Here is a 24,162-nt window from a genome sequence, read left to right as displayed (position 1 = left end):
GTAACGCAGCGCGAGAACCGCCGCGGGTGCGTCGCTCCCGGACATCCGCTGGCGAGTGCCGGGCGTCGTCGTCGCGTTCTTATGCAGTGAGATCATCATACCGCCTGCACCCCCTTGGCATCAGCCTGCAACCCGGCAATCAGATCACGAAGCGCAGACCTTGCGATGAACAGTGCCAGACGGCGGGGATCGATGCAATGTTCCGGGATGGAACAGCTAGACAATCATTCCCTTCAGAATTTGAGCCGCGCAGCATAGTTGTTTCATCCCGGATGGAACAACTGGCTCTACTTGTGATGTGGTCACAGGACTTTCGGCATGGTGTCGGTCGAACAATTCACATGAGGCAAATGATGAAAGGCCGCGATCGAAATGCCGGCTTGTGGCGATAAACCCGTGGCGCTACAAGCCTAAGACAAAGGTCATGCTTGGGATATCTTGAGCATCAGATCAGCGCTTGCGATGCCGTGGGTGGGGCCTTCGGACAACTTGAGAAACCAAAATTAATGGCTAAGATTCCGTCCTCCCGCGTTGACAAGCTCCTGTCCTCCATGGGCTATGGTTCCCGCAACGACATGGCGCGAATGGCCAAGGCTGGCGGTATCACACTGGACGCTGCCGAGCTCTCGGACGTCACCAAACGCATCCCTGTCACTCCAGATTTACAGACCCGTATGGAGATAGACGGCGCGGCGCTCGATCCGATCGCGGGCATGGTCATTCTTTTGAACAAGCCTTTGGGTATGACCTGTTCGCACAAGGAAGACGGCGCGCTGGTCTATGACCTTTTGCCCGAGCGCTGGAAACGGCGCAATCCGGCGATCTCGACCATCGGCCGATTGGACAAGCAGACGTCCGGTCTTCTGTTGCTGACCGATGATGGCGACCTGTTGCACCGTGTCATCAGCCCAAAACGCCACATCAAAAAGTCCTATCGCGCCGGGCTGGCACGCGCGCTCGATGGCACTGAAGGCAAGCTGTTTGCCTCGGGCCACTTGATGCTGGATGGCGAGGACAAGCCGCTGGCTCCTGCTGAACTGGAAGTGGTCTCGGAAACCGAAGCCCTGCTTACTGTTACCGAGGGCCGATACCATCAGGTGCGCCGCATGTTTGCTGCCACCGGTAACCACGTCGAAACACTGCACAGGGAACATCTGGGCGGTCTGTCACTGCCTGATGGCATGGCTCCCGGTCAGTGGCAGCTGTTGAGTGCCGCAGATATCGCCTTGATCTTTCAGTAAGTCGACGGCGGGTTGATCTCAACATGTGTGGTCGAACGCCATCCATCTCTGTGGAGGTCAGGGCGCGCGCGACAAAGGGCAGAGCGCGCTGACCCTTTGCTGCAGTGCAGCTGGATCGGGTCGAGCAGGTTGTTGGCGGCATGACCCTTCAGTTGGACGCACAGACCGATGCCCGTCGGGTCGCGTAATTGGCGGAACCACTGCGGGTGAGCTTGTGATCTGTCTGTCGCACCGGGTGCGCATCATGGGGCGTCCAAGCCGATCGACTTTCGCAAAGATCATGACGGGCTGGCGGTTTTGCCGAAGAACGAGTTGCACAAGGATCCATTCACCGGCACCGTATTTGTGTTCCAGTCGCGCAAGGCGGATCGGCTGAAGTTGCTCTATTGGGGCGGCACCGGTTTGGTGATGGCCTATAAACGGCTGAAAGATCACACATTCATCTGGTCCGCGATCAAGGAAGGGGTGATGAACCTATACCCGCATGCCTTTTGCAGTCCGGCTAATTGCCAGATCCAGGAATTTGTTCATGCGCGAAGAATCTTCCGGCCGCATTAAAGAGCATATCCAGAAGACCGTTCTTTTCATCTGCCATCGCAAATACCACCTCTTCGGTCGTGGAACGCAAATCAGAAATTGGGATACGCGCACAGCATCGGTGCGGTTGGTGCCGTAGCGCCACATGAAGCCGACGCCGATGCCGACGGCCACAGCTTCATAGACGGCATTGCGCGTGTCGGCGACAAGCCGTGGCTGCGGTGCAAGACCTGCCTGTCGCAATGCACGGTCGATGATCTTCTGCGTCGAAGACCCCTGCGTGCGGTAAATCAGCGGCTCCTGAGCCAATCTGGCAAGGGTGACGCTGGCAAGACCGACCAGCGGGCTTTGTGCGCCCACAATCGCCACGACCTCTTGCCGCACCGCCGCCGCACGGCAGAATCGGGCATCGATGGGAAGATCTGGCAAAACAGCCACGTCCACCTCACGTCGCAAGCGTGCAACATGATTGCGTGTTTCGCGCGATGGTGGGCAGTGATTTTGCCGGATCATGGGCAGGTCTGTTCGGCAGGCTGAGGATAGATGCGCCTTCAGGAAGGCAGGAGAGCAAACTGCTGACGGGACGATTGAACATGCGCCGGATGCGAGATGTTTTGCGTTTGAAGTTTGGGCAAGGATTGAGTGACCGGGATATTGCCGTGTCGCTCGGGCTCAGCAAGGGGAGCGTTGCGGCCTATATGGGCCGCGCCCAAAGAGCCCAGTTAAGCTGGCCGCTGCCCGAGGGTCTGGCTGACGCCTTGAGCTTTTGCTTTTTCCTGCGCCCTCCACGGTGCCTGACCCGGATCGGCCAAGCCCTGATTGGTTGGTGATCGACCGCGAGTTAAGGCGTCCTGGCGTGACGCGGATGACCCGTCGTTTGCACACTTCTTTATCTTTGCGCGCTCTGATGCGGCATCAGCACCAGAAGCCAAAGGGATAGGTTGTGCCGTCGGGACGCGATGGCATATAGCTTAGAAATATGGGTTGCTGGTGGATGGGCTGCCTTCCTGACCAAGGATACGTCAGAGACTGGACCGATTTTGAAAATTGCCTTGATCTGCCTTTCTCCTGATATGGATGGTGGCGAGATGCCGCTGCCGATGCCAAGCTATGGCATCCACCGCATTTATGCCGCCGCCCTCTCTGCGCCGTCGCCGGTGCCGCGCGAGGTGCGCGTGTTTGATCTGGGCCGCAGCAACCGTGCCGAACTGAGTGCAGCGGTCAGCGAATTTGGTCCCGACCTGATCGGAATGTCGGTTTATGTCTGGTCGACGCCCGGTTTGCTAGATCTTGCCGTTGATCTGCGGGCCAAGCTGCCAGAGGTGACAATCGTGTTCGGCGGGCCGTCTGCCCGGACAGAACTGTTTGACCTTCCCAGCTATGCGGCGCGGGCGGCGGCTCTGGACGCGCTCTGTGTGGGCGATGGCGAAGCGGTCATTCAGGACATCATCGCTTTGGAGACGATCACGCGCGCCGGGCTGGCGACAGTTGGCGGTCTTGCGCTTCGCTTGCCCGAGGGCGGCTGGCTGCGCACCGCTCCGGCGCGACATATTCCGATGGGCGAAATCCCCTCACCCTACGCGATGGGGCTGATGCCCGCGGGGGCGGTTGCCTATCTCGAAACCTATCGCGGCTGCCCTCTGGGGTGCCGGTTCTGCGAATGGGGTGTCAGTCGACCCGCGCGCGACGTGTTTGACGCCGATTACATTGCCCATGAGATTGCGGCATTCCGACGGTTGGAGGCCCCGGCCGTGTTCCTGCTCGATGCCGGCCTGAACCTAAACGCCGGCGCTTTCCGCAATCTGGTCAAGGCGCATGCGGTGGACGGGTTTTTGGCCGAATCCCTGTTTTGGGCAGAGATCTATCCGACGGTGATCAAGGAGGATCACCTCGAATTCCTGCGCGATGTCGGTGCCGCCTATCTGGGAGTGGGGTTGCAAAGCATGGATGAGGCCGTGTTGCGCGCCCATGATCGACCCTTTGAGATGACCCGCTTCGCCTCGGCGGTGGATCGGCTTTCGCAGGTTGCGCAGTTGGAAGTGCAGATCATCATGGGCTTGCCCGGTGACACGCCCGAAGGTTTTCGCCGCACCCTGAAGTTTGCGATGTCGCTGCCGGTGGGGTCGGTGCGGGCCTATCACTGCCTCGTGCTGCCCGATGCGCTGCTGACGCGGGCGCGCCCCGAATGGGCCATCGAGTTTGAACCTGACACCTTGGCGATGATTGCAAATCGCGATTGGTCGGCCAGCGCCATAACCGCGATGCGCCATGAGTTGACGGATCAGGCGCACCGGACGGGCGGTTCGTCGGGGGCGTATTGGTGGTCGTTCCGGCAATGAAACGCACGGGTCGCCGCGTCGCCCTGCTGGGGTGGTATCCCGAACCGGATCCGGCGCTGCCGCCCTATATTCCAAACATGGGGCTTTATATGGTGGCCGCCGCGTTGAACGCGCTGGGTTTGCCGGACCTGGAGCTGAAGATCTGGGATGAAAGTGGCCGCGCACCGGGCGAGGTTGCCGAAGAAATCCTGGCGTTTGATCCCGACATCATCGGCGGGTCCGCATTCTTATGGTCTTTGCCGAAAATCCTTCAGGTGATTGATACGCTGGCCGCAGATGATCCGCACCGCCTGATCGTACTGGGCGGCCCTTCGGCGCGGGCCAATATGCTGGCGCATGCGCCGTTTGCCGCCAGCGCGGACTGGGTGGATCTGCTGGTTGAGGGCGACGGTGAGGCCACGTTTGCCGAAGTGGTCAGCGACCGGCGGCGCACGCCCGAGGTCTGGGCCGCGATCCGCGGCTTGCGGATCAACAGTGCTGCGGGCTTTGTGCCAACCGGTGCGCGCGACGGGGCCGTGATGCAGGCGCTGGCCTCGCCCTATCAGCAAGGCTTGATCCCCGGGGGTGGCATCGGGCTGATGGAAACCTATCGCGGCTGCCCGTTCAGTTGCAGCTTTTGCGAATGGGGCGTGATGGAGGCCCCGCGCAACGTGCGCAGCCCCGAGAACATCCTGCAGGAATTCGCCGCGATGGAACGGCTGGGCCTGCGCGCGCTGCTGCTGGCGGATGCCGGATTGAACCTGAACAATTCGGGGTTTGAAAGCCTGCGCAAAGCCGCTGCCGAAACCGATTTTCTGAAAACCCGCGCGGTGATTTGTGAGGTCTATCCCAACAGCCTGCGCGAGGCGCATCTGGAGTTTCTTGGCAACATCGGCTCGGCGCATATCGGCGTCGGGCTGCAATCGTTCGATCCAGCGGTGCTGGAACAGGTGGAGCGCCGCTATGATGCCAAGCGGTTTCCCAGCCTGCTTGCGGCGCTGCGGTCGGTGGCCTCGGTGACGGTCGAGATGATCATGGGCCTGCCGGGCGACAGCCCCGATGGATTCTGGCGCAACTATGAACGCGCGCGGGAACTGGGCACCGGGCTGCGGGTCTACCATTGCGCGGTGCTGCCCAGTGCGCTGATGGCGCGCTCGCCCGTTGAACATGCGCTGGACTATGATCCGGTGACGTTGAAGATGCAGAGTTGCCTTGGCTGGAGCCGCGCCGAGATGGCGCGCACCGTCGATCGGCTGACGCTGGCCGCACAAGGCGCAGGCGGTGCGGGCGGCGATTACTTCTGGGTGTTCCCGCCCGCCTGACGCGGTTGCAACACCAGCAGAACATAGCGCAGCCCACCCCGCTCCAGCAGGCGGCGCATTTCGGTCACTGCCGAAGGGGTGATATCTTTTGGCGGTACGTCGGCGATGATATCAAAGGTCGGAGCGACGGCCTCGGTCAAATCTTCGGTCAAGATCAGATCGAGCCCGGCCTCGTCTATGAGGCCAAGCAACTGCGGCAGGGTCAGACCCGGCAGGGGCCAGGGCGCATAGCCCCGCGCGACCACAGCGACAGACCGCGCGAGATCGGCCTGACCCTCACCGCTGAGCAGGATCGTGCTGATCACCGCCCGCCCGCCGGGCCGCAGAACCCTCGCCACCGCTTGCAAAAAACTCGCCATGTCGGGGAAGTGGAACATCGCCTCAACCGACAGCAATGTGTCGCAAGACAGGCCGGGCCGGGCGAAGGCCGCAGCATCTGCGATGATCCATTCAAGGCTGTTGCCGTTCAACGCCGTCAGACGCTGCGCCACCGCAATCTGGCGCGGATCAATGTTGACGCCGATCAGCCGTGTGCCGGATTGCCGCTCATTCAGCATCCGCAGCGTGCCGCCAAGCCCGCAGCCAATATCCAGCACCACGGCGCCCTCCGGAAGGACCGCGTGGTGCAGATGCCGTTCCACCATCGCAGTCTGGGCGCGACCAAAGGCATCATCGCAGTCGTCGTGCTGCGGCGCGAACCAGCCCAGATGCATGTGATCGCCGGTATGCCCCGCCGCATGAGCCGCAATCAGCCCGGCGACATACGACAACGGCTCGGGAGTCGTCATCCCCAGCACAGCACTTTGTCGGGTGCCGCCGAAAGCGCCATGAAGCTGCACATCGTCCAGCGTTTGCGTGCGCCCTGCACGCGCGACACCTGATGCAGCAGCCGGCCCGAGTTCACCAGCACCATCGACCCTGCCGGGATCGGCAGCGCCACCTTTTCCACCGTCGTCAGATCAACCGCACCGCGCCCGCCTTCGGAGTTGCGAAAATCCCCCGCATGATCAGAGGCGCGCAGATTGAACAACTCCAACTGGCCACCTTGTTCAGCGGTGGCCAGTGTCAGCACATAGGAAAAGATGTCAGACTGGGTTTGGCTGGCAATATGGCGGTAGCTGGGACGCAGCGATTGTTCGTTGTCGAAGTGCGCCGGAATATAGCCGCCGTCGAGATGGCCGCGCAGGGTGGCGAAGAAATGCTGCTCGGGCGCGGTGGGTCCGGGGGCCGTACCATAATGCCGGCCATTATCAAAAGCCGATAGCACCGCAGAGGTCCGCGCAATCAGATTCAGCGCAAGCCCCTCGCCCAGCCGAGCGATGGCGGCGCGAAAGCGGGGTTCAGCGGCGAAATAGTCATCCATATCTGGCGTATTCAGGTTGAGGTTGCGGCCATAAAAGAAGGATCGGAACGGGCCGGGGAACTCGGTCACATCAAAGCCGGCTGCGTTGCGTTCCAGCCGATCGCACAACACAGCAAGGGCCTGCGGTGCCACCACGTCATGCAAGATCAGCACATCCAGCGCATCCGCGCGCAGCCGCCCAATGGCCGTGGCATCGGGTGCGGCGTCATTCGCCGAGTGCTGTTCGATTTTGAGAAAGCCGGGATCGAAGAGCACAGTCACAGCAGCACCGAACCGCCTGTCCTAAGACCGACAGGGTGGCGGCGTACGCATTCAAAGCGCCACGTCCTTGGGGCAATCGCTGGGGTCATCAGAAATATCTGCACTGTCTGCCCTTCATGGCACCCTGAAGCGGGCGTCGCCATTGTTCATCCAGAAACTGTTGCTTATCTGATGGCCAGCATCAATGGTATCGATTGAGGTATTTTTCGGAATCGGCATGAAGTAGTCGCCCTCATCCGGCTTACACCGCGAGATTTGCGCCGAAGCCTCTAGGCGCCCTATCGTGGGCCAGAGCTGGTACCAGGGGCAGGCTTAGTCAGCGATGATGCTCAGGACACATTTCCGAAGCGCAAACTGGAAAATGCGCTCACCCCATGGCACCACAAGATTGTCGCACCCGCAGCTAACGCGAATTGGAACACCCGTTTTCCTTTCCGCCATTCCCCGCCATAAGGGTTACAGGAGGATGCGATGTTCAATGACTGGCAGCTGGAGAAGGCGACGATGGCGTTGGTCACCGAGGCCCAGAATTTGTCTGACAAACTGCAGACCGCAAAGCCTCATATCGTTGAGAGCCATGCGGCGGCAGCGCAATTCTGGGCTGTCTCATACGCGGTGAAAGGGCAGGATCTGCATGATCTTATTCTTTGGAAACCTGCGGCTATCGTTCGTTTTGCAAATGACGCCGCGACCAGGATCGCGGCGCTCCGCAAGCAGCGTGATTATGACAGCAGCGATGGTCTTGCCGTCTGGCTGCATACGGCGCGCGCCGTTAAGGAACCCCGTGTCGCACCGGCTGTTCGTGACATCTGGCAGAAGATTCTGGAGGCCGGGAGCAACGCGGATGCCATGGCTGGCGATCTGTTGCAGGACGCTGGCCTGCCGCTGGATCACAGCCGCCGAATCCCGAAAAGCTTTTATGCCGGGGAATAGGCTCTGCCTGCCAATCCAGGTAACCGCAGGCCAATCACTGTCAGGCGAAGCGCAGCTTTCGTGCTGCCTCAAACTGCACCAAGGCCGTGGCCAAATATTCCCCTGCCGCCGGCATCAACCCTAGTGTGTTTCAAATCGTCTTAACAGTGGTCGCTGCAATGAATGCCGCCAAGCTGTTGTCTGGCGGGTCGGAGTGGAGACTGCCCGACACGTTGCCCCGGCGCGAGTGCTTCGAGCCTATGGCGGGGGGATCGTACTCATCTCGGCCGCGGCTATCGGCTCCGCGACTGGGAAGACGCATTTAAAAGGCTGATTCCAAACTCACCACCCAGCGGACGGCAACCCTAGGAGTCGCTTGACAGGTGACCGGATGTTGTTGGAACGACCGGCCAGATGATCGGAATGTGCAGACTCCGGCCCAACCAGAAGGAAAACCGTCATCGCATCCAAATGCCTTCAGGGCCCTTCGAAGATCGGGGACGCGGCAGGCATTAAAAGTGCGACATCAGGCCCCCTATGACCTTGGTGCCAAGGCATTCCCGCAGATCGACTATCCTGGCCTCAATCCAGACATCGTTCATCATCTCAACTGGGACATTGAATGACACCACAACATTGACATTGTAGCCGCCCCGACCCGGGATAGGCAGACCAAGGCCACCGACGCCTGGCAAATAGAACCCCATGTTCACGGCATAGCCGCGCTCGCGCGCCGCGAAGACCTGCTCTGCGACAACCTTGCTATCGATATGGAGCAGCGAAGGATGCTTGATCAAACGCTCAGTGTTTGCCTCAATGATCTGTTGGGCGCGTTCTTCAGATAGCATTGAAAGCAGTGCCACGCTGCCGGCAGCCACCCCCATGGGCACCCGCCCGCCCACGCCCATGGTGAAATGATCGCGGGATGATCGGCTGACCATCTCGGCGCAGACTGCATCCAGCCCGGCCTGCACCATCAGATAGACGGTAAAGCCCGTGCGTTGGGCAAATTCTGTCATGCCGGGTCGGATAAGCTGCAGCTGAGGCTCAAGCCACTCCTGCCGCCGCGCAATCATCGGAATGGATGGGCCGAGTCGGTAGTGCCCATATCGCCCGGCGGGCTCGGCAAAACCCTTGAGCAGTAGTGCGGCAAGGCTGCGATGGACGGCCGATTTTGCGGCGCTGACACGCTGGGAAATCTGCGACAGGCTGATGCCCTCAGGCCCGACGCTCCCAAGAACCAGCAGGATTTCGAGCGCGCGCTCGGCATTGAGGGAAGATTTGGTTTGAGTGGCCATGGAGCGAATCCGTACGTAATATTCCAATAATTGGATTTATATGACGGTTACTATGCTAAATAAAGGAATATATTGACACAGGTGAAAATTTCTAGTCTCTTGCCAAAACGGAAATGTACACCTGCGGTTGAAATGGAAAGATCGTCAGTCATCCGCTTGCCGCGTGTCGGCGGTCGTAGTTGCCAGATCAATTTGGCAGCCAGAGAGCCAAGGATAGGCCGATGCTGCCATTTTTTTATCAAACGCCTCGGCTTTGCCGCAATGACATTGTTCAGCGTGCGGACGCTGGTCTTCATCATTGTGCGGATTCTGCCGGGGGATCCGGCTCTTGTGATCCTCGGGGATCAGGCCAGCACCGCAAGCATTGCCGCGCTGCATGAGCGGCTTGGGCTGGATCAGCCCCTGCTGGTTCAGTATCGCGATTTCCTTCTGCAAGCGGTACAGGGCAGTCTGGGCAATTCTATGGTAACGGGCAGGCCCGTGTCGCAGGAGATCCTGGCGGTGCTCCCCTATACGATAGAACTGACCATCGCCGCGCTGGTGCTCGGGGTCGTATTGGGTGTTCCGGCCGGAGTATGGGCGGCGGTCCGACGCAACCGGATGCCCGATTACATCCTGCGCTTCCTGTCGCTTCTGGGCTTATCGCTGCCGGCATTCGTTGCGGCGATAATCCTGCTGATGGTCTTTGCGATCCATCTGCGCTGGTTCCCGGTCATCAGCGCGGGAGCCGGCGAAACGATTACCGATCGGCTGCGGCAGATGGCGCTTCCAACCCTGTCGCTGGCGCTGATCATGATGGCCTATATCACCCGCGTGACGCGATCTGCGATGCTCGAAGTGCTGAATCAGGATTTCGTGCGGACGGCGCGTGCAAAAGGCGCGAGTTCGGGCGCGGTGATATGGCGCCATGCGCTCGGCAATTGCACCATCCCGATCACAACGGTCGTCGGTCTCTATCTGGGCATTCTGCTGGGAAATTCGATTCTAACCGAGATCGTTTTTTCGCGGCCCGGCCTTGGCAAGCTGATCCTCACCGCCCTGACCCAGCGCGACTACACGCTGCTGCAGGGCATGATCGTGATCTACACGCTGATGATCGTCGTGGTGAATCTTCTTACCGACCTGATCTATGGCTTCCTTGATCCGAGGGTACAGTACAAATGACCGATACCAGCGCTGCCACTGCTGCACCGATCCGCCGAAAGAGTGCCTTTCGCAGCTTCGTCGCCCGGCTGAACGCCTCGACCTGGATTGGGCTGATCATCGTGGGCGCGCTGGTCGCGATGGCGATCTTTGCGCCGCTGCTGGCGACGCACGCCCCCGCTCGGCAAAACATCATGGCACAATTGGCCGAACCCGGCGCGCAATACATTCTTGGCGCTGACCAGTTTGGCCGCGATATCTGGTCGCGGTTGCTGTTCGGGGCGCGGTACTCACTGACCATCGGTTTTTTCGCAATCATGATCGCGTTGGTGGTCGGCTCGCTGATCGGCATGATCGCGGGTTATCTGGGCGGTCGCATCGACATCCTGCTGATGCAGGTGATGGATGTGGTGCTTGCCTTCCCCGCGTTGATCCTCGGGTTGGCGCTGGTCGCGCTGATGGGCGCGACGCTGACCAATATCATTATCGCCATCGCCTTCACTGCAACACCAGCCTTTGCCCGGATCGCCCGAGCCGGAGTCATCATGCAGCGTGACCGCGAATATGTACAGGCGTGTCAGGCGATGGGCTTTTCGGGGCCGCGCATCCTGTTTCGCCACATCCTGCCGGCGATCTTGCCCGAGGTGATGGTCATGGGATCCCTGTGGATGGCGACCGCGGTGCGCACCGAAGCCTCGCTGGCCTTCATCGGGCTTGGGCTTGCACCACCGACCCCGACATGGGGTGGTATGGTGCGCGATGGTTTTGACAATATTCTGAGCGCGTTCCACATGGCGATCATTCCCAGCCTTGCGATTCTGCTGCTGGTGCTGGCCTTCAATCTGATCGGAGACGGGCTGCGCGACGCGATTGATCCCCGACTCAAGGACGCCTCATGATGTACCGCCCCCCCCTCATATCAGTGCGAGACCTGAGCATCTCTTTCGGCCGCACCACGGTTGTGCACAATCTGAATTTCGACATCGCGGCGGGCAGCACGCTGGCCGTGGTGGGCGGTTCCGGTTCCGGCAAGTCTGTCACGTCGCGGGCGATCATGGGGCTTCTGCCCGACCGGATCGGGCGGGCGACAGGATCGATTATGTTTGAGGGCCGCGAACTTCTGACCCTGCCCGAATCCGAACTGCAGAAAGTGCGTGGCGGCCGGATCAGCATGATCTTCCAAGAACCCATGACCTCGCTTAACCCGGTGCAGCGGATCGGCGACCAACTGGCCGAGGTGATCCGGATCCACCGCGGGTTGAAGGGTGCCGATCTGCGGGAAGCGGTGCTTGAAATGCTGCGCAAGGTGCGTGTCCCGGACCCGGAAGCCCGTATCCACCAGTATCCACATACCTTTTCGGGCGGGATGCGCCAGCGCGCGCCGAATGTATGCGGCTGGCCTGCGACCCCGCACTGATCATTGCCGACGAGCCGACGAGCCGACGACCGCGCTGGACGTAACGATTCAGGCGCAGACGCTTGCGCTGCTAAAGGATTTGCAAGGCGAGACGGGAACCGCAGTTCTGTTCATCACCCATGACATGGGCGTGGTGGCCGAGGTCGCCGATCATGTTATCGTCATGCGCCAGGGTCGTGAGATCGAGAGCGGTACGGTGCAAGAGATATTCACCAGGCCGCGCGATGCCTATACCCGCAGCCTGATCGAAGCTGCCCCAAGCCCTATCGGCAAGCTGGCCGAGCATAACCAACTTCAGCCATTGCGACGTGGCCGACGCCCAGATCGAGGCCGCCCGGATCGAGACCGATCCGCAAAAGCAGATCGCGCTTTGGCAAGAGGCCCAGCGGCTGATCCTCGAAGCGGTCTGCGGCATTCCGATGACCGAGACCGCCGGGGTTTGGGCCAGGAGCGAGACCCTGAACTGGGGGCACGCGTTCACCGGTTCGATGTCGCTTGGGCCGCTGGTCACCGACCAAACCCATTTCACCGAATAGATCGCTTCACACGCCGCGGGAAACCGCGGCCCATTTCCCTTGCAATGAAACCATCATGCCCAAACAGACATTCCCGACCTACGCGAACAAATGCGGCTGGAACGCGATGTTGCCGCCGCGCATTCCGCGCCCGGCGCTCGGGACCGATCTGGCCGTCGACTATGCCGTGATTGGTGCCGGTTTCACGGGCCTTGCCATCGCACGCCGGCTTCAAGAACTTGACCCGCAGGCGCGGATCATCGTCCTTGAGGCCAGCACCATCGGCGAAGGCGCCTCGGCCCGCAATTCGGGCTTCACCTCCGCCGATGTCTTGCCGCGCACCGCAACTATGGCGGGGGCCGAGAAAGCGCGCCGTCAGACCGCGCTGATACGCGGGGCTTTCGACTGGCTGACCGGCACGCTGCGCGATTACGACATCGCTTGTGACATGCAGAAGGTCGGATCGATCCGCGCGGCCGCGACCGAAGCGGGCGAGGCGTCACTGCGCAGTGTGATTGAAGTGGCGCGGGCCAATGGCATCGCCCACTCTGTACTGAGACGCCAAGAGATTGCCGAGCGAACCGGGTCGGGTTACTACAGGCTGGGCCTTTTCCTCAATGACACCTATCTGCTGCAGCCGGCGGCGCTGATCCGCGGGTTGGCTGATGCCCTGTCCGCCAGTGTCACGCTTTACGAGAATTCGCCAGTCAGGCAGATTGACCGCACCGCCAAAGGCTGGGAACTGACGACCGATGGCGGCACCGTTCGCGCCCGCTGTGTCGCGCTGGCCAACAACAGCTTCATCCCCAGGCTCGGTTATCTGAAGCTACGGATGGCCACGATCTTTACCTATGCGGCAGTGACCGAAGCTCTGGGTAAAGCCGATCTGGGTCAGCTGGGAACTGCGCCCGCCTGGGAACTGCGCCCGCCTGGGGACTGTTGCCTGTGCACCGGCTGGGGACCACGTCGCGGCGCATCGGGCGCAACCGGCTGATGGTGCGCTCGCTCTATGCGCATGAAACCGAGTTGAGCCAGACCGAGGTGGTTGCGAAACTGCGCGACCGCTTTGAGCGCCGCTGGCCGGGGCTGCGGCATGTTGGTTTTGAGCATGTCTGGGGGGGGGGCCGCAGCCTTCACCCTGAACGGCGCCCCGTGGTGGGGCAAAATCGACGAAGGGCTGTTCGCCTCGGGCGGCTGTAATGGCAGCGGCATCGCCAAGGGCACCATGCTGGGCCGGCATTTGGCCGAGTTGATCCGCGGCGTCGGCAATCCTGCCGAGGTCACCGCAGCGATGGGAACAGCCAGTCTGATCGCCCCGGAGCCCTTCCGCAGCATCGGCTTCAACATCGTCTCTACCCTTGAAAGCCGCAAGGCCGGGCGGGAATCCTGAGGAAGGAAACTAGCATGAAACTTGAACGTTTCGACGTGAACGACCGCCGGAGCCGGTTGGTGAAATACAATGGGGTCTGCTATCTGTCCGGGCAGTTCTCCGACACAGGCGGCGATGTTGCCTCCCAGACCCACGAGACGCTTGCAAAGATCGATGCTTTGCTAGCGCGGGCAGGCACCGATAAGTCGCGCCTGCTGACGGCCGAGGTCTGGATAACAACCATGGCTGATTTTCCGGCCATGGACTCCGTCTGGAAGGACTGGGTTGCAGCGGGAAATCCGCCCACGCGCTGCTGTTGCGCCGTCGAGCTGGGTGACGTCGAGATGCGTGTCGAGATAATGGTCACTGCGGCCCTCGGGGAGGTCGATAGGTTGGAGGTCTGAAATCATGCAAGCGTCGGGTGGAATTTTCTGGGTCTGTTTGGCCCCTGCATTTGGTGGATCGGGTTTTGGATGAATCGTTCCGGCTCTTTTGTCCAGATTTTGCAGATGCATTCGTAGGGCATGAGGCCATTCAGCGTCTTGAGCCTTCGTGCGAAGCTGTAGGCTGCGAGAAAATCGGAGAGATGGGTGCGCAACTGCCCCTATCCGCAATCGACCATCGCCATCGGCGGAGCGAAAGCCTCCAGTGCCATCACGGTAATGGGGCCGTTGGCATGAATGATCTGCCGCGGCACTCACACGTCGGGCCCGAGCGCGACGCATCTTCGCCAGATCGACAGCGCCGCGATCAGCGCGGCCATCAACCGCTCGACTTCGCCCAACAGGCCCAAGCCACCGCCCGAAGCACTGCGCGCAGTTTAGGTCGACTTGCGACCGTAAAGCTCCAGCCGGTGCCGTTCGATATCATAGCCAAGTTCGGCGGCGATTTCGGCCTGCAACTGCTCGATGCGGGGCGAGTGGAATTCGACAACCACACCGGTATCGAGGTCGATCAGATGGTCGTGGTGCTGGCGGTCGGCCAGTTCAAAGCGCGCACCCGCCCCGTCAAATTCGTTGCGCTGCACGGTGCCTGCCTTTTCTAGAATTGCGAGGGTGCGATAGACTGTCGCCTGGGACACCGACGGGTCTTGCTGGCGGGCGCGGGTCAGGATGTCTTCAGCGCGGGGATGGTCGGACGCTTCACGCAATACATGCAGAATGGCCAGCCGTTGACGGGTTATGCGCACGCCATCGGCGCGCAGGTCGAGTTCGGAGTGGGTGTTTGCATTGGACATGGACTGCTTTTACAGCATGGTGGCTCACCGATCAAGATTGAGAAGCATTTGCATTTCGCTTGACATTATGCGAATAATTCGCATTATCATATCAACGTTCATTGAGAGGATTGTTAATGCGCCGACTGTCTTATGCCGCTCTCTTGACTGCTTTTGCTTGCGCCCCTGCGTTCGCGGACGAGTTCAAGGTGGTGACGACTTTCACGGTCATCGCCGATATGGCCCGCAACGTGGCGGGGGAACACGCCACCGTGGTGTCGGTGACCAAGCCAGGGGCCGAGATTCACGGCTATGAACCCACCCCGCGCGATCTGGTGGCAGCGCAAGACGCCGATCTGATCTTGTGGAACGGGATGGGGCTGGAGCGGTGGTTTGAGCAGTTCCTTGGCAATCTGGGCGACGTACCGTCGGCCACGCTGTCGGACGGGATTGATCCGATGCCGATCCGCGAAGGGGCCTACGAGGGCAAGCCTAACCCTCATGCCTGGATGTCGCCTGTGTCGGCACAGATCTATGTGGATAACATTGCGAAGGCGATGGCCGCGGCTGACCCGGTCAACGCTGCCGACTACATGGCGAATGCCACTGCCTACAAGGCAGAGATTGCGGCGGCGCTGGCGCCTTTGCAGGCCGAATTGGCGACGGTGCCCGAGGAGAAACGCTGGCTGGTCAGTTGCGAAGGTGCATTCAGTTATCTGGCTCGCGATCTGGGCTTGAATGAGGCCTATCTTTGGCCGATCAACGCCGATGCCACAGGCACGCCGCAGCAGGTGCGCGGGGTGATCGATACAGTGCGCGAACATGCCATTCCGGTGGTGTTTTGCGAAAGCACGGTGAACACCGACCCCGCCGAACAGGTGGCGCGCGAAACCGGGGCGGCCTATGGTGGGGTGCTTTATGTTGACAGTCTGTCGCAGGCGGACGGCCCGGTTCCGACCTATCTTGATCTGCTGCGGGTAACGACGGCAACGATCGCCACCGGTCTGACCACGAGCGTAGGGAACTGAAGATTGACTGACCGCATCGCCATGACCGACACCAGCACTGCGGGGCTATGGGCCCGCGGTGTCAGTGTAACCTACCGCACCGGGTTGACCGCGCTGCGTGACGCCAGCTTTGCCATTCCGCGCGGCACTATCTCTGCGTTGGTGGGGGTGAACGGGTCGGGCAAATCGACTTTGTTCAAGGCAATCATGGGTTTTTTACCGGTCAGCCAGGGCGAGATCGGCATTTTGGGCCAGTCGGTCAAATCGGCGCTGAAGGCCGGGATCGTGGCCTATGTGCCGCAGGCCGAAGAGGTTGACTGGACATTCCCGGTGCTGGTTGAAGATGTTGTGATGATGGGCCGCTACGGCCACATGGGGTTTTTGCGCATTCCCAAGGCAGCAGATCATACGGCCGTGGCGCAGGCGCTGGCCCGCGTCGGCATGTCTGATTTCCGCAAGCGCCAGATTGGCGAATTGTCCGGCGGGCAGCGCAAGCGGGTGTTTCTGGCGCGCGCGCTGGCACAGGACGGCCAAGTGATCCTGCTGGACGAGCCGTTCACCGGCGTTGATGTGCAGACCGAAGAGGCAATCATCCGCCTGCTCTGCGAATTGCGTGACGAAGGCCGGGTGATGCTGGTATCGACCCACAATCTGGGGTCGGTGCCCGAGTTTTGCGATCAGGTGGTGCTGGTCAAGGGCACCGTTCTGAACTACGGGCCAACCGAGGAAACCTTTACCCGCGTCAACCTGGAGGCGGCGTTTGGCGGTGTGTTGCGGCATTTCGTGTTGGGCGGAACCGATCTGCATGACGATGCCGACGGGCGTGCAGTCACGATTCTGACCGACGACGAGCGCCCGATGGTGATCTATGACGACCGCACCCGTAAGGCGGCACCATGAGCGTGCTGTGGGAGCCGTTCGGCTACGGCTATATGACTAACGCGATGTGGGTGTCGGCCTTGGTCGGGGGCGTTTGCGCGTTTTTGTCGGCTTACCTCATGCTGAAAGGCTGGTCGCTGATCGGCGATGCACTGAGCCATGCCATCGTTCCGGGGGTGGCGGGGGCCTATATGCTGGGCCTGCCGTTTGCGCTTGGCGCTTTCCTGTCGGGGGGCATCGCGGCGGCGGCGATGCTGTTTTTGAACCAGCGGACTGGCCTGAAGGAAGACACCATCATCGGCATTATCTTTACCTCGTTCTTCGGGCTGGGGTTGTTCATGATTTCGGTCTCGCCGACCCCGGTGGACGTCAAGACCATCATTCTGGGCAACATTCTGGCCATCTCGCCGTCCGATACACTGCAACTGGCGATCATAGGCTTTGTGTCGCTGGCTGTGCTGCTGGCCAAATGGAAAGACCTGATGGTGGCGTTCTTTGACGAAAACCACGCACGGGCGATTGGGCTGCGGCCGGAACGTTTGAAGTTCATGTTCTTCGTGCTGTTGTCGGCCTGCTGCGTAGCTGCATTGCAGACCGTCGGTGCGTTTCTGGTGGTGGCGATGGTGGTCACTCCGGGGGCGACAGCCTATCTTTTGACCGACCGCTTCCCGCGTCTGATCGTTCTGTCAGTGGTGATCGGATCAGTAACCAGCTTTGTCGGGGCCTATGCCAGTTTTTTCCTCGATGGGGCTACGGGGGGCGTGATCATCTGCCTGCAAACCGCACTGTTCCTGGTGGCGTTTGTCTTTGCCCCTAAACACGGCATGCTGGCCGCCCGCCGCCGCGCCGCCGCCGCGTTGAAAGGAACCGAGTGATGGATTGGCTGTCTCCGTTCCAGTTCCCATTCATGCAGAACGCCTTTTTGGTGACGCTGTTCATAGCACCACCCACGGCGCTGCTATCCTGTTTTCTGGTGCTGAAGGGCTGGTCGCTGATGGGCGACGCCATCAGCCACGCTACTCTGCCGGGCATCGTGATAGCCTATATTCTGAACATTCCGTTGATCATCGGGGCGTTTGCAGCAGGCATGTTCTGCGCTCTGGCCGTAGGGTTTCTGGGCGATAACAGCAGGGTGAAACGCGACACCGTGATGGGCGTCGTGTTTTCCGGCATGTTCGGCTTTGGCATGGTGTTGTATACCAAGGTGGAAACCAACGTGCACCTTGACCACATTTTGTTTGGCAACATGCTGGGGGTTGGCCCCGAGGATCTTTGGACGGCGGGCCTTGTGGCCCTTAGCGTGTCTGCGGTGCTGCTGGCCAAATGGAAAGACCTGCTGATGCACGCGTTCGATCCGGCCCATGCGCGGGCCATCGGGCTGCGGGTCGGGGTGATGCACTATGGCCTTTTGGCGATCATCTCGCTGACCATCGTGGCCACCCTCAAGGCAGTGGGGCTGATCCTTGCCATTGGTCTGCTGATTGCACCCGGTGCAATCGCGTTCCTGCTGGTGCGCGAGTTCCGCAGTATGCTGGCCGTGGCGGTGGTCGTGACGATTACGGCCATGCTTGGCGGGGTCTACCTGTCGTTCTGGCTCGATTCTGCGCCTGCGCCCACGATCATCCTGCTGTTGTCAGGGGCCTTTGTGGCTTCCTTCTTGTGGCGGCAATACAAGGGGCGGCGAGCCAACGCTCTGATTTGATAAAAAATGGTTGCGACGCCCGGCTGTGTTGGTGGCGTGGATGCCTTCTTGTGACGGCATCGCAATGTGCCAATTCTGGTGTCAGCAAAAAGGGATGACCCAAGTTAGCGTTACGTCCTGTGCCAAGGTAGAGCGGCGGATATGCCCCGACGGCCTGCCAAAAATTCCCGGCCTTGGCGGCTCCAACCGGAAGACCCAGCGAAGCGGCTGGCGCCAAGACCCGGGGCTGTGCACGATCTGTAAGCGACTTGGATTGTCTCCCAAAAAACAGTTTCAAACCCTACTGCGGTTTGCGATATATGTGAACAGCTGGGGACTCCCTGCGGTTTGATTGTGTGATTCACTACCCCTATAGGGGTTGCACATGTGCATCAGCCACCCCTGTTGAGGCGCTAACCCGGCGCCTCATGCAGGTTGCCACACCGTTGTTCGAGCGCTGCGATGACAGCAGCGTCATTGGCGTGATTCACGATGCCTGCGCGCTGCTGGGCGAGATCGTACTCGCCGCCGCGCCGCCTTCAGGGGCGCTGACCGATGCGGTAGTCGAGGCTTTGAGTGAAAATGGTTACGGCCAGTATGACGGCTTGATTGCGATCCTGACTCCCGCGCGGGGGCCGAGGAGCCCGCCCATCTTAAGCAACGGATTGAGGCGCTGGCGGCGAGACCGGTTCCTGTGCCCCCGAAGGGCAAATGGGAGGCGGTGGGCCATGGAAGTGGCGGCGCCACCTATGCGTATCAGATGGAAGAACGCGCCCGGAAAAGCCTGGCGATGAAGGCGTCCGCGTCGCCCAGTACGATCCGGCAACGCGCAAGGTGCCGAGGATCGCCGCCAAGATCGCGGCGCGTCTGCTGGCCGCAGGCAGGGCAGAGGATACGCTCGGTTTCATCGGGCGGGCCGAGGTGGACCAGAGCCGCTGGATTCCCCGCGCATGGCAGGATGCCCGCCTTGAAGTGCTGGAGGCGCTTGATCGCATGGCCGACGCGCAGACTTTCCGTCGGACCTGTTTCGAACGAGATCTCTCACCTGACTAGCTGCGCGGCTTTCTGAAACGGCTTCCCGATTTCGAGGACATCCTCGCTGAGGAACGGGCGTGGTCCTATGCAAGGGCCTATCCCATCGCCCTCTCGGCTCTGCTATTTGTGATACACTGGCTCGCCTTGGACCGGGCTGCACAGCTGGTTCAGCAGCGGTTTGCCGAGCAAGACGGCAACCACTATGAGGTCCTGACTCCGGCCGCCGCGTCATTGTCAGCACGTCACCCCTTGGCCGCCACACTGGCCTTGCGCGCGATGATCGACTTTACCTTGGGTGCAGCAAAATCCAGCCGCGACCAAGATGCGGCGCGGCATCTGGCCGAATGCGATGCGCTGGCCAGCGAGATCGGGGGTTTTGGGAGGTTCGAACCTGATGCCGCCTATCTCGCCCGCTTGAAGCGCGACCATGGCTGCAAGTCAGGCTTCTGGGGGCACTTCGCATGAAGCAGCGCAATGACATCATTCCCGATATTCACGTTGACATAGACCGCCTGACGCAGACGCTGTCGGTCCTCGGCTATGTAGCGGGCGCTGAGGCTTGGGCGCATCCGGAGGGGCGTATCGCGGCGTTCTTGGGCGATTTCATCGACAGGGGCGGCACGAACCGATCTGTCTTGACCCTCGTCCGCGCCATGCACGATCAGGGGCATGGCATCGCAATTGTGGGCAACCACGAACTGAACGCGCAACTTTATCATCGACCGGGTTTGAACGCGGATGGGACGGATGATGGCTACATGCAGGCGCATTCCCCCAAAAACACGGCCCAGCACCAGACGTTTCTGGATGAATTCCCCGTTGGGCAGCCTGATGTTGCAGGGGTTGCTGGTGCAGAAGAGCTTCGCGGCGGGCCGGTTGCACGTCACGACCCTGATGGGGCGGATGGGCATCGAGGCGCTCTATCGCAAGCCGAACACGTCGAAACCGGCACCGGGCCACAAATCTACCCCTATCGCGTTGAGCGACAAATACCATGACCGGCGCATTGCAACATCCAAGAATGTTCCCGAGTGGGATTTCGATTACCTCTTCAGATATGTTCCCTGACGCGCGGGGTCACGCTGGGGGAGTGCAGATCATCCCGTCGCTGGATGCGGATGGCCGCCCGCTGTCTGACCATGATCTGATCACTTGCTGCATTGAGGGATTGCATCAGGCATTCAGAACTGACGAGGACAAAAAGACCGTGCCTGTCATCGGAGCGGCCTTGATATGCGTTTGGCCTGACGTGGTGCCACAGATTGCGAGGGCTCAGGCGATTTCGTCCAAGGTGGCTTGTGCATCGATCCCGGTTTGCGCGGAATGCCTAGGTGCTTGCTCTGCTGCCGTCAGTTTGCCGCGCACCGGCGCCGAAAGTGCCGTGGCAAAGCGTAGATGTGTCTCGCTTGGCACGGCGCAGAAATGGCCCGGCGCGATTTCGGCCATGATCAGGCGCTGTGGCTGTTGCCCGTGTGGCAACAGTAGGGCTGGTCTCGCGACATGCGCTGTGGCCACGGATCGGGATCGTTCGCGTTTGCTTGGGTCCGGAATCGGAACGGCAGACAAGAGATGCCGGGTGTAGCCATGCGCCGGGTTTGACAGGACACGGTCTGTCGGGCCGGTTTCAACAATCTGACCGTCATACATCACCGCAATGCGGTGGCTGACCCGTTCGACAACGGCGATGTCATGGCTGATGAATAGGAATGAAAGCCCGTCTTCGGCCTGCAACCGCGCCATCAGGTCGGTGATCTGACGCGCCACGGACACATCCAGCGCCGAGACAGCCTCGTCGGCGACAATCAGTGCCGGACGGGCCGATAGCGCGCGCGCGATCGACAGCCGCTGCCTTTGGCCACCCGAAAACTGATGCGGAAACCGGTCAAGCGCATCTGGGCCAAGTTCTACCTTTGCAAGCAGTTCCAACGCAAGATCGCGGCTATGGCCAGGCTCGACCTGACCGTGGATCAACGCAGGTTCCGTGATCAACCGATGGACCGGCAAGCGCGGGTTCAGACTGGCGAAGGGGTCTTGAAAAACGATCTGCGCATGGCGCCGCAAGGGGCGCAGGCTTTGCTGGGAAAGGCCTGTCCACTCATGCCCAACCAGTTTTATAAGGCCCTCAGCAGGTTCCACCAATCGCATGATCGCCCGTGCAAGCGTAGACTTGCCGCAACCCGATTCCCCCACCAGCCCCAGCGTTTCCCCTCGGCCAATGGTCAGGGATACACCATTCACAGCATGGAACGCGGCTTGGGCGGATTGAAACAGGCCCTGCCGGACCGCAAAGCGTACCGACAGGTTTTCAACAGCGAGCACCGGCTCGCGCACCGAGGCCGTCACTAGAACCGGGGCAGGTGCGCCACTGCCCAGCTTGGGTGTCGCTTCCATCAGGCTGCGAGTATAGGCCGCCTGAGGACGTGCGAAAATATCGTGAACCCCGCCCTCCTCTTGCTTTTCGCCACCCGCCAGCACTACAACACGGTCGGCCAGTGCCGCGACCACGCCCATGTCATGGGTAATGAACAGCACGCTCATGCCAGTTTCCGCCTGCAACTCGCGGATCAGCGCCAGAATTTCGGCCTGCGTCGTCACGTCCAATGCGGTTGTGGGTTCATCTGCAATCAGCAGATCCGGGCGACACGCCAGCGCGGCGGCAATCATTACCCGCTGACGCAACCCACCCGACAGCTCATGTGCAAACTGGTCCAGTCTGCGGGCGGCATCCGGGATACGCACCCGTTCAAACGCCGCCAGCGCCGCGGCCCGTGCAGCGCGGCGGTCCATCCCCTGATGCAGGCGAAAAACCTCGGTCACCTGATCGCCGAGCGTCAGTACCGGATTGAGCGCCGTCATCGGTTCTTGAAAGATCATCGCAACCCGGTTGCCACGCACCTCACGCATCTGCCGGTCAGACAGTGCCGCCAGATCCAGCGGCGGCGTGCCGTCCAGCACGATCCGCCCGCCCACAATCGCGCCCCCCTCGCGCTCGATCAACCGCATGATTGCCAGCGCGGTCGCGGATTTGCCGGACCCGCTTTCGCCGACAAGGGCCACCGTTTCACTGCGGGCGACGCTGAAGCTCAGATGCTTCACAGCCCGGTGCGACCCGAAGGTCAACGACAGATCTTTGATCGAAAGCAAGGGGGCTTCGGTCATGGCTTTGCCTCGTTCAAAGCTTTGCCAGCGTGGTGGCTGCGCAGTTCCGGATGCGTGGCGAAATCCGGCATTGGCGGCGTCCAGCGCTGGGAAGTGGGGCGAAAGCCAAAGCGGATCGGATCGGCGCCCACCACATCCCAGGACACGGTGTCTGACAGTTCAATCAGGCCCATCGCGCCGGCAGGCTCGCCCGCAGTGGTGAAGCTTTCGGTCAGCGATTGCTGGGTCAGATGGGTGATGCCGTTGACCGATGTCACCGTGTTCCAGTGCACATGACCCGCAAGGCACACGACCGGCACGCGGGCCAAGGCAAGCGCCGCGCGGGCGCGTTCGCCCATCGGGTAAGTCGAGGAGCCGGGGTTGTTCTGGAAATAGTAGTTGCCGGTCTGGGCGTGGCCGGAAATCGGGACATGGCTGACCACCAGCGTCGGACGGTCGGTTGCCTGCATGGTGCGCGACAGCCAGACCAGATCAGCCTCTGTCAGCACGAAACCGTTGCCTTCGTCGCCACGTCGGATGCGGCTGTCCGCGCGCCACAGCACGATGCGCCAGCCGTCGATGTCATGTACCGCGTGGTCAAGCGACTGCCCCAGCAAAGCCTCGTTGTCGGCCACGGTCATGTGGTCGCGGTCATGGTTGCCGTTCAGGTGCCAGACCGGAGCGTTGACGGCGCGGAACGCCTCAGCCACTTCTGCGGCCAGCACCAGATCGGTGTCGCGGGTTTCATCTGAAATGCGGTCGCCCATATCCAGCACATGGGTGGCGCCGCTGTCCTTCACATAGCGGGCGAATTCCTCCATCAGGCCAAGGGCAGCATCGCCCCGCTTGGCGGTTGACGGCTTGCCGTGGTGAATGTCGGTGACGATGGCGATGCGGAGGGTCATACTATGTTCCTTTGGGAAAGCCGGCCCGCCGCAGAGATGCAGCGGGCCGGGCATATCAGTTATTGGGCGACACCGAGATGGAACCGGCACGGAAATCCAGCACATAGGGGACGTGCCCGGCTTTGGGTGCCCAAGTGACGTTCTGCGTCATCGCCCAGCTTTCGTAGGGGCGGTAAAGCGGCAGGACCGGCGGGTTGGCGGCGATGCGGTCCATAAGTTCGGCATAGGCTGTGCGGCGTGCCTCGACGTCCTTGGAGAACCGGAAGCGATCCCAGATTTCGGCATATTCCGCATCGGTGTTGAAACGTCCTTCCGCTTCGGACGGGCCATTCGGTGCCCACATCACACCGAAAGAACCAAAGGGGTCCGAGAAATACATTGGGTTCGACCAATTCCGGGTCATCATTTCGGGATCGTTACCCGACCATTTCGGCAGATCGCGGATCGAGGCCTTGATGCCCACGGCTGTTGATTTGCACTGAGAAGTGACCCGGGTAGGCGGATAATTTCCATTGAGATTTGACCCATGTGACCCTCCCCCAAGCGAAGAGCGAGGGGTTCAAAGGAGTGATCGACATGGGACTACTGAACGTTATCCGGAAGCT

General features: G+C 60.9%; 26 protein-coding genes and 4 pseudogenes. 21 read left to right on the top strand and 9 right to left on the bottom strand.

Features of this window, described 5'->3' with window-relative positions:
- Positions 1–506 precede the first annotated feature (506 nt).
- Complete coding sequence (locus Q7V03_RS09085; protein ID WP_304925280.1) at positions 507–1,241, top strand: pseudouridine synthase; 735 nt, start codon at positions 507–509, stop codon at positions 1,239–1,241.
- Positions 1,242–1,538: 297 nt separating this feature from the next.
- Positions 1,539–1,799, top strand: coding sequence for an IS66 family insertion sequence element accessory protein TnpB (tnpB, locus tag Q7V03_RS23845; RefSeq protein ID WP_370651094.1), 261 nt, complete (start codon positions 1,539–1,541; stop codon positions 1,797–1,799).
- Here the strand turns inward: tnpB and Q7V03_RS09080 are convergent.
- Entirely contained in the window at positions 1,716–2,291 is a 576-nt protein-coding gene (locus Q7V03_RS09080) for a LysR family transcriptional regulator substrate-binding protein (protein WP_305346510.1), read from the bottom strand. The genes tnpB and Q7V03_RS09080 overlap by 84 nt on opposite strands.
- An 80-nt stretch (positions 2,292–2,371) precedes the next feature.
- Between Q7V03_RS09080 and Q7V03_RS09075 the strand changes: the two are divergent.
- The 3 genes and pseudogenes from Q7V03_RS09075 to Q7V03_RS09065 form a co-directional block, all read left to right on the top strand.
- Positions 2,372–2,643 (top strand): annotated as a pseudogene (locus tag Q7V03_RS09075) (IS21 family transposase); the annotation flags it as partial.
- A 94-nt stretch (positions 2,644–2,737) separates the two neighbouring features.
- On the top strand, positions 2,738–4,117 hold the full coding sequence (locus Q7V03_RS09070; RefSeq protein ID WP_304925278.1) for a B12-binding domain-containing radical SAM protein: 1,380 nt from the start codon (positions 2,738–2,740) through the stop codon (positions 4,115–4,117).
- The gene (locus Q7V03_RS09065) at positions 4,099–5,418 is read left to right on the top strand and encodes a B12-binding domain-containing radical SAM protein (RefSeq protein ID WP_304925277.1); all 1,320 of its coding nucleotides are present in this window, start codon (positions 4,099–4,101) and stop codon (positions 5,416–5,418) included. The genes Q7V03_RS09070 and Q7V03_RS09065 overlap by 19 nt, the downstream gene beginning before the upstream one ends.
- Here Q7V03_RS09065 and Q7V03_RS09060 read toward each other — a convergent pair.
- Positions 5,391–6,206, bottom strand: coding sequence for a cyclopropane-fatty-acyl-phospholipid synthase family protein (locus Q7V03_RS09060; protein ID WP_304925276.1), 816 nt, complete (start codon positions 6,204–6,206; stop codon positions 5,391–5,393). The two genes, Q7V03_RS09065 and Q7V03_RS09060, sit on opposite strands and share 28 nt — an antisense overlap.
- Positions 6,203–7,042: a 2OG-Fe(II) oxygenase gene (locus tag Q7V03_RS09055; protein WP_304925275.1), complete on the bottom strand. Its 840-nt coding sequence runs from the start codon at positions 7,040–7,042 to the stop codon at positions 6,203–6,205. The genes Q7V03_RS09060 and Q7V03_RS09055 overlap by 4 nt, the downstream gene beginning before the upstream one ends.
- Before the next feature lie 471 nt (positions 7,043–7,513).
- Here Q7V03_RS09055 and Q7V03_RS09050 point away from each other — a divergent pair, with 471 nt between their 5' ends.
- Positions 7,514–7,975 (top strand): hypothetical protein, encoded by a 462-nt coding sequence (locus tag Q7V03_RS09050; RefSeq protein ID WP_304925274.1) that lies wholly within the window; start codon positions 7,514–7,516, stop codon positions 7,973–7,975.
- A gap of 491 nt (positions 7,976–8,466) precedes the next feature.
- Here Q7V03_RS09050 and Q7V03_RS09045 read toward each other — a convergent pair whose 3' ends face one another.
- Positions 8,467–9,252 (bottom strand): IclR family transcriptional regulator, encoded by a 786-nt coding sequence (locus Q7V03_RS09045; RefSeq protein ID WP_304925273.1) that lies wholly within the window; start codon positions 9,250–9,252, stop codon positions 8,467–8,469.
- Between the two features lie 192 nt (positions 9,253–9,444).
- Here Q7V03_RS09045 and Q7V03_RS09040 point away from each other — a divergent pair, with 192 nt between their 5' ends.
- The 3 genes from Q7V03_RS09040 to Q7V03_RS09030 are packed head-to-tail and all read left to right on the top strand — an operon-like array spanning position 9,445 to position 11,812.
- Complete coding sequence (locus tag Q7V03_RS09040) at positions 9,445–10,416, top strand: ABC transporter permease (RefSeq protein ID WP_304925282.1); 972 nt, start codon at positions 9,445–9,447, stop codon at positions 10,414–10,416.
- Positions 10,413–11,294 carry an ABC transporter permease gene (locus Q7V03_RS09035; protein WP_304925272.1) on the top strand — a complete coding sequence of 294 codons (882 nt, stop codon included), beginning with the start codon at positions 10,413–10,415 and terminating at the stop codon, positions 11,292–11,294. Before Q7V03_RS09040 ends, Q7V03_RS09035 begins: the two co-directional genes overlap by 4 nt.
- On the top strand, positions 11,294–11,812 hold the full coding sequence (locus Q7V03_RS09030; RefSeq protein WP_304925271.1) for an ATP-binding cassette domain-containing protein: 519 nt from the start codon (positions 11,294–11,296) through the stop codon (positions 11,810–11,812). Before Q7V03_RS09035 ends, Q7V03_RS09030 begins: the two co-directional genes overlap by 1 nt.
- 70 nt (positions 11,813–11,882) lie before the next feature.
- On the opposite strand, the gene Q7V03_RS09025 is transcribed toward Q7V03_RS09030, so the two are convergent.
- The gene (locus tag Q7V03_RS09025) at positions 11,883–12,098 is read right to left on the bottom strand and encodes a hypothetical protein (protein ID WP_304925270.1); all 216 of its coding nucleotides are present in this window, start codon (positions 12,096–12,098) and stop codon (positions 11,883–11,885) included.
- Between the two features lie 22 nt (positions 12,099–12,120).
- Here Q7V03_RS09025 and Q7V03_RS09020 point away from each other — a divergent pair, with 22 nt between their 5' ends.
- From Q7V03_RS09020 to Q7V03_RS09005, 4 genes are all read left to right on the top strand, one after another.
- Positions 12,121–12,348 (top strand): hypothetical protein, encoded by a 228-nt coding sequence (locus tag Q7V03_RS09020; protein WP_304925269.1) that lies wholly within the window; start codon positions 12,121–12,123, stop codon positions 12,346–12,348.
- Between the two features lie 55 nt (positions 12,349–12,403).
- A complete protein-coding gene (locus Q7V03_RS09015) occupies positions 12,404–13,321 on the top strand; it encodes an FAD-binding oxidoreductase (protein WP_304925268.1) in 918 nt (305 codons plus the stop codon).
- A gap of 99 nt (positions 13,322–13,420) precedes the next feature.
- Positions 13,421–13,717, top strand: coding sequence for a hypothetical protein (locus Q7V03_RS09010; RefSeq protein ID WP_304925267.1), 297 nt, complete (start codon positions 13,421–13,423; stop codon positions 13,715–13,717).
- 14 nt (positions 13,718–13,731) lie between these two features.
- On the top strand, positions 13,732–14,100 hold the full coding sequence (locus tag Q7V03_RS09005; protein WP_304925266.1) for a RidA family protein: 369 nt from the start codon (positions 13,732–13,734) through the stop codon (positions 14,098–14,100).
- A gap of 416 nt (positions 14,101–14,516) precedes the next feature.
- On the opposite strand, the gene Q7V03_RS08995 is transcribed toward Q7V03_RS09005, so the two are convergent.
- Positions 14,517–14,933, bottom strand: a complete 417-nt coding sequence (locus tag Q7V03_RS08995) for a Fur family transcriptional regulator (RefSeq protein ID WP_304925265.1) — start codon at positions 14,931–14,933, stop codon at positions 14,517–14,519.
- A gap of 116 nt (positions 14,934–15,049) precedes the next feature.
- Between Q7V03_RS08995 and Q7V03_RS08990 the strand changes: the two genes are divergently transcribed.
- The 8 genes and pseudogenes from Q7V03_RS08990 to Q7V03_RS08955 all read left to right on the top strand — a co-directional run.
- Entirely contained in the window at positions 15,050–15,940 is an 891-nt protein-coding gene (locus Q7V03_RS08990; protein WP_304925264.1) for a metal ABC transporter substrate-binding protein, read from the top strand.
- A 21-nt stretch (positions 15,941–15,961) separates the two neighbouring features.
- Entirely contained in the window at positions 15,962–16,819 is an 858-nt protein-coding gene (locus tag Q7V03_RS08985; protein ID WP_304925281.1) for a manganese/iron ABC transporter ATP-binding protein, read from the top strand.
- Entirely contained in the window at positions 16,816–17,673 is an 858-nt protein-coding gene (locus Q7V03_RS08980) for a metal ABC transporter permease (RefSeq protein ID WP_304925263.1), read from the top strand. Before Q7V03_RS08985 ends, Q7V03_RS08980 begins: the two co-directional genes overlap by 4 nt.
- A complete protein-coding gene (locus Q7V03_RS08975; RefSeq protein ID WP_304925262.1) occupies positions 17,673–18,500 on the top strand; it encodes a metal ABC transporter permease in 828 nt (275 codons plus the stop codon). The genes Q7V03_RS08980 and Q7V03_RS08975 overlap by 1 nt, the downstream gene beginning before the upstream one ends.
- 335 nt (positions 18,501–18,835) lie before the next feature.
- Positions 18,836–19,273 (top strand): DUF6880 family protein, encoded by a 438-nt coding sequence (locus Q7V03_RS23840; RefSeq protein ID WP_370651093.1) that lies wholly within the window; start codon positions 18,836–18,838, stop codon positions 19,271–19,273.
- Positions 19,191–19,979, top strand: a pseudogene (locus tag Q7V03_RS23835) (DUF6880 family protein). The gene Q7V03_RS23840 and the pseudogene Q7V03_RS23835 overlap by 83 nt, the downstream one beginning before the upstream one ends.
- Positions 19,976–20,239 (top strand): annotated as a pseudogene (locus Q7V03_RS08960) (metallophosphoesterase); the annotation flags it as partial. The pseudogenes Q7V03_RS23835 and Q7V03_RS08960, both read left to right, overlap by 4 nt.
- A 97-nt stretch (positions 20,240–20,336) precedes the next feature.
- Positions 20,337–20,495 (top strand): annotated as a pseudogene (locus tag Q7V03_RS08955) (IS3 family transposase); the annotation flags it as partial.
- A 291-nt stretch (positions 20,496–20,786) separates the two neighbouring features.
- On the opposite strand, the gene Q7V03_RS08950 reads toward Q7V03_RS08955, so the two are convergent.
- The 3 genes from Q7V03_RS08950 to Q7V03_RS08940 are packed head-to-tail and all read right to left on the bottom strand — an operon-like array spanning position 20,787 to position 24,020.
- Positions 20,787–22,673: an ABC transporter ATP-binding protein gene (locus tag Q7V03_RS08950; protein ID WP_304925259.1), complete on the bottom strand. Its 1,887-nt coding sequence runs from the start codon at positions 22,671–22,673 to the stop codon at positions 20,787–20,789.
- Positions 22,670–23,557, bottom strand: coding sequence for a metallophosphoesterase (locus tag Q7V03_RS08945; RefSeq protein ID WP_304925258.1), 888 nt, complete (start codon positions 23,555–23,557; stop codon positions 22,670–22,672). Before Q7V03_RS08945 ends, Q7V03_RS08950 begins: the two co-directional genes overlap by 4 nt.
- A gap of 55 nt (positions 23,558–23,612) precedes the next feature.
- Positions 23,613–24,020: a hypothetical protein gene (locus tag Q7V03_RS08940; protein WP_304925257.1), complete on the bottom strand. Its 408-nt coding sequence runs from the start codon at positions 24,018–24,020 to the stop codon at positions 23,613–23,615.
- Positions 24,021–24,162: the final 142 nt, after the last annotated feature.

This window comes from Cypionkella sp., assembly GCF_030652235.1.
In the GTDB taxonomy this organism is placed as follows: Bacteria; Pseudomonadota; Alphaproteobacteria; order Rhodobacterales; family Rhodobacteraceae; genus Cypionkella.
Note: the sequence above shows the minus strand (reverse complement) of the source record. Positions and strands in the feature narration are given on the sequence as shown.

Excerpts from the sequence above, each read along its gene's own strand:
- Q7V03_RS09050 (WP_304925274.1), top strand. The coding sequence starts at position 7,514 with ATGTTCAATGACTGGCAGCTGGAGAAGGCGACGATGGCGTTGGTCACC.
- Q7V03_RS08975 (WP_304925262.1), top strand. The coding sequence starts at position 17,673 with ATGGATTGGCTGTCTCCGTTCCAGTTCCCATTCATGCAGAACGCCTTT.
- Q7V03_RS09030 (WP_304925271.1), top strand. The coding sequence starts at position 11,294 with ATGTACCGCCCCCCCCTCATATCAGTGCGAGACCTGAGCATCTCTTTC.
- Q7V03_RS09010 (WP_304925267.1), top strand. The coding sequence starts at position 13,421 with ATGTTGGTTTTGAGCATGTCTGGGGGGGGGGCCGCAGCCTTCACCCTG.
- Q7V03_RS09060 (WP_304925276.1), bottom strand. The coding sequence starts at position 6,206 with ATGACGACTCCCGAGCCGTTGTCGTATGTCGCCGGGCTGATTGCGGCT.
- Q7V03_RS09015 (WP_304925268.1), top strand. The coding sequence starts at position 12,404 with ATGCCCAAACAGACATTCCCGACCTACGCGAACAAATGCGGCTGGAAC.
- Q7V03_RS08950 (WP_304925259.1), bottom strand. The coding sequence starts at position 22,673 with ATGACCGAAGCCCCCTTGCTTTCGATCAAAGATCTGTCGTTGACCTTC.
- Q7V03_RS08990 (WP_304925264.1), top strand. The coding sequence starts at position 15,050 with ATGCGCCGACTGTCTTATGCCGCTCTCTTGACTGCTTTTGCTTGCGCC.
- Q7V03_RS09045 (WP_304925273.1), bottom strand. The coding sequence starts at position 9,252 with ATGGCCACTCAAACCAAATCTTCCCTCAATGCCGAGCGCGCGCTCGAA.
- Q7V03_RS08995 (WP_304925265.1), bottom strand. The coding sequence starts at position 14,933 with ATGTCCAATGCAAACACCCACTCCGAACTCGACCTGCGCGCCGATGGC.
- Q7V03_RS08985 (WP_304925281.1), top strand. The coding sequence starts at position 15,962 with ATGACCGACACCAGCACTGCGGGGCTATGGGCCCGCGGTGTCAGTGTA.
- Q7V03_RS09080 (WP_305346510.1), bottom strand. The coding sequence starts at position 2,291 with ATGATCCGGCAAAATCACTGCCCACCATCGCGCGAAACACGCAATCAT.
- Q7V03_RS09035 (WP_304925272.1), top strand. The coding sequence starts at position 10,413 with ATGACCGATACCAGCGCTGCCACTGCTGCACCGATCCGCCGAAAGAGT.
- Q7V03_RS09005 (WP_304925266.1), top strand. The coding sequence starts at position 13,732 with ATGAAACTTGAACGTTTCGACGTGAACGACCGCCGGAGCCGGTTGGTG.
- Q7V03_RS08945 (WP_304925258.1), bottom strand. The coding sequence starts at position 23,557 with ATGACCCTCCGCATCGCCATCGTCACCGACATTCACCACGGCAAGCCG.
- Q7V03_RS09070 (WP_304925278.1), top strand. The coding sequence starts at position 2,738 with ATGGCATATAGCTTAGAAATATGGGTTGCTGGTGGATGGGCTGCCTTC.
- Q7V03_RS08980 (WP_304925263.1), top strand. The coding sequence starts at position 16,816 with ATGAGCGTGCTGTGGGAGCCGTTCGGCTACGGCTATATGACTAACGCG.
- Q7V03_RS09025 (WP_304925270.1), bottom strand. The coding sequence starts at position 12,098 with ATGCTCGGCCAGCTTGCCGATAGGGCTTGGGGCAGCTTCGATCAGGCT.
- Q7V03_RS09085 (WP_304925280.1), top strand. The coding sequence starts at position 507 with ATGGCTAAGATTCCGTCCTCCCGCGTTGACAAGCTCCTGTCCTCCATG.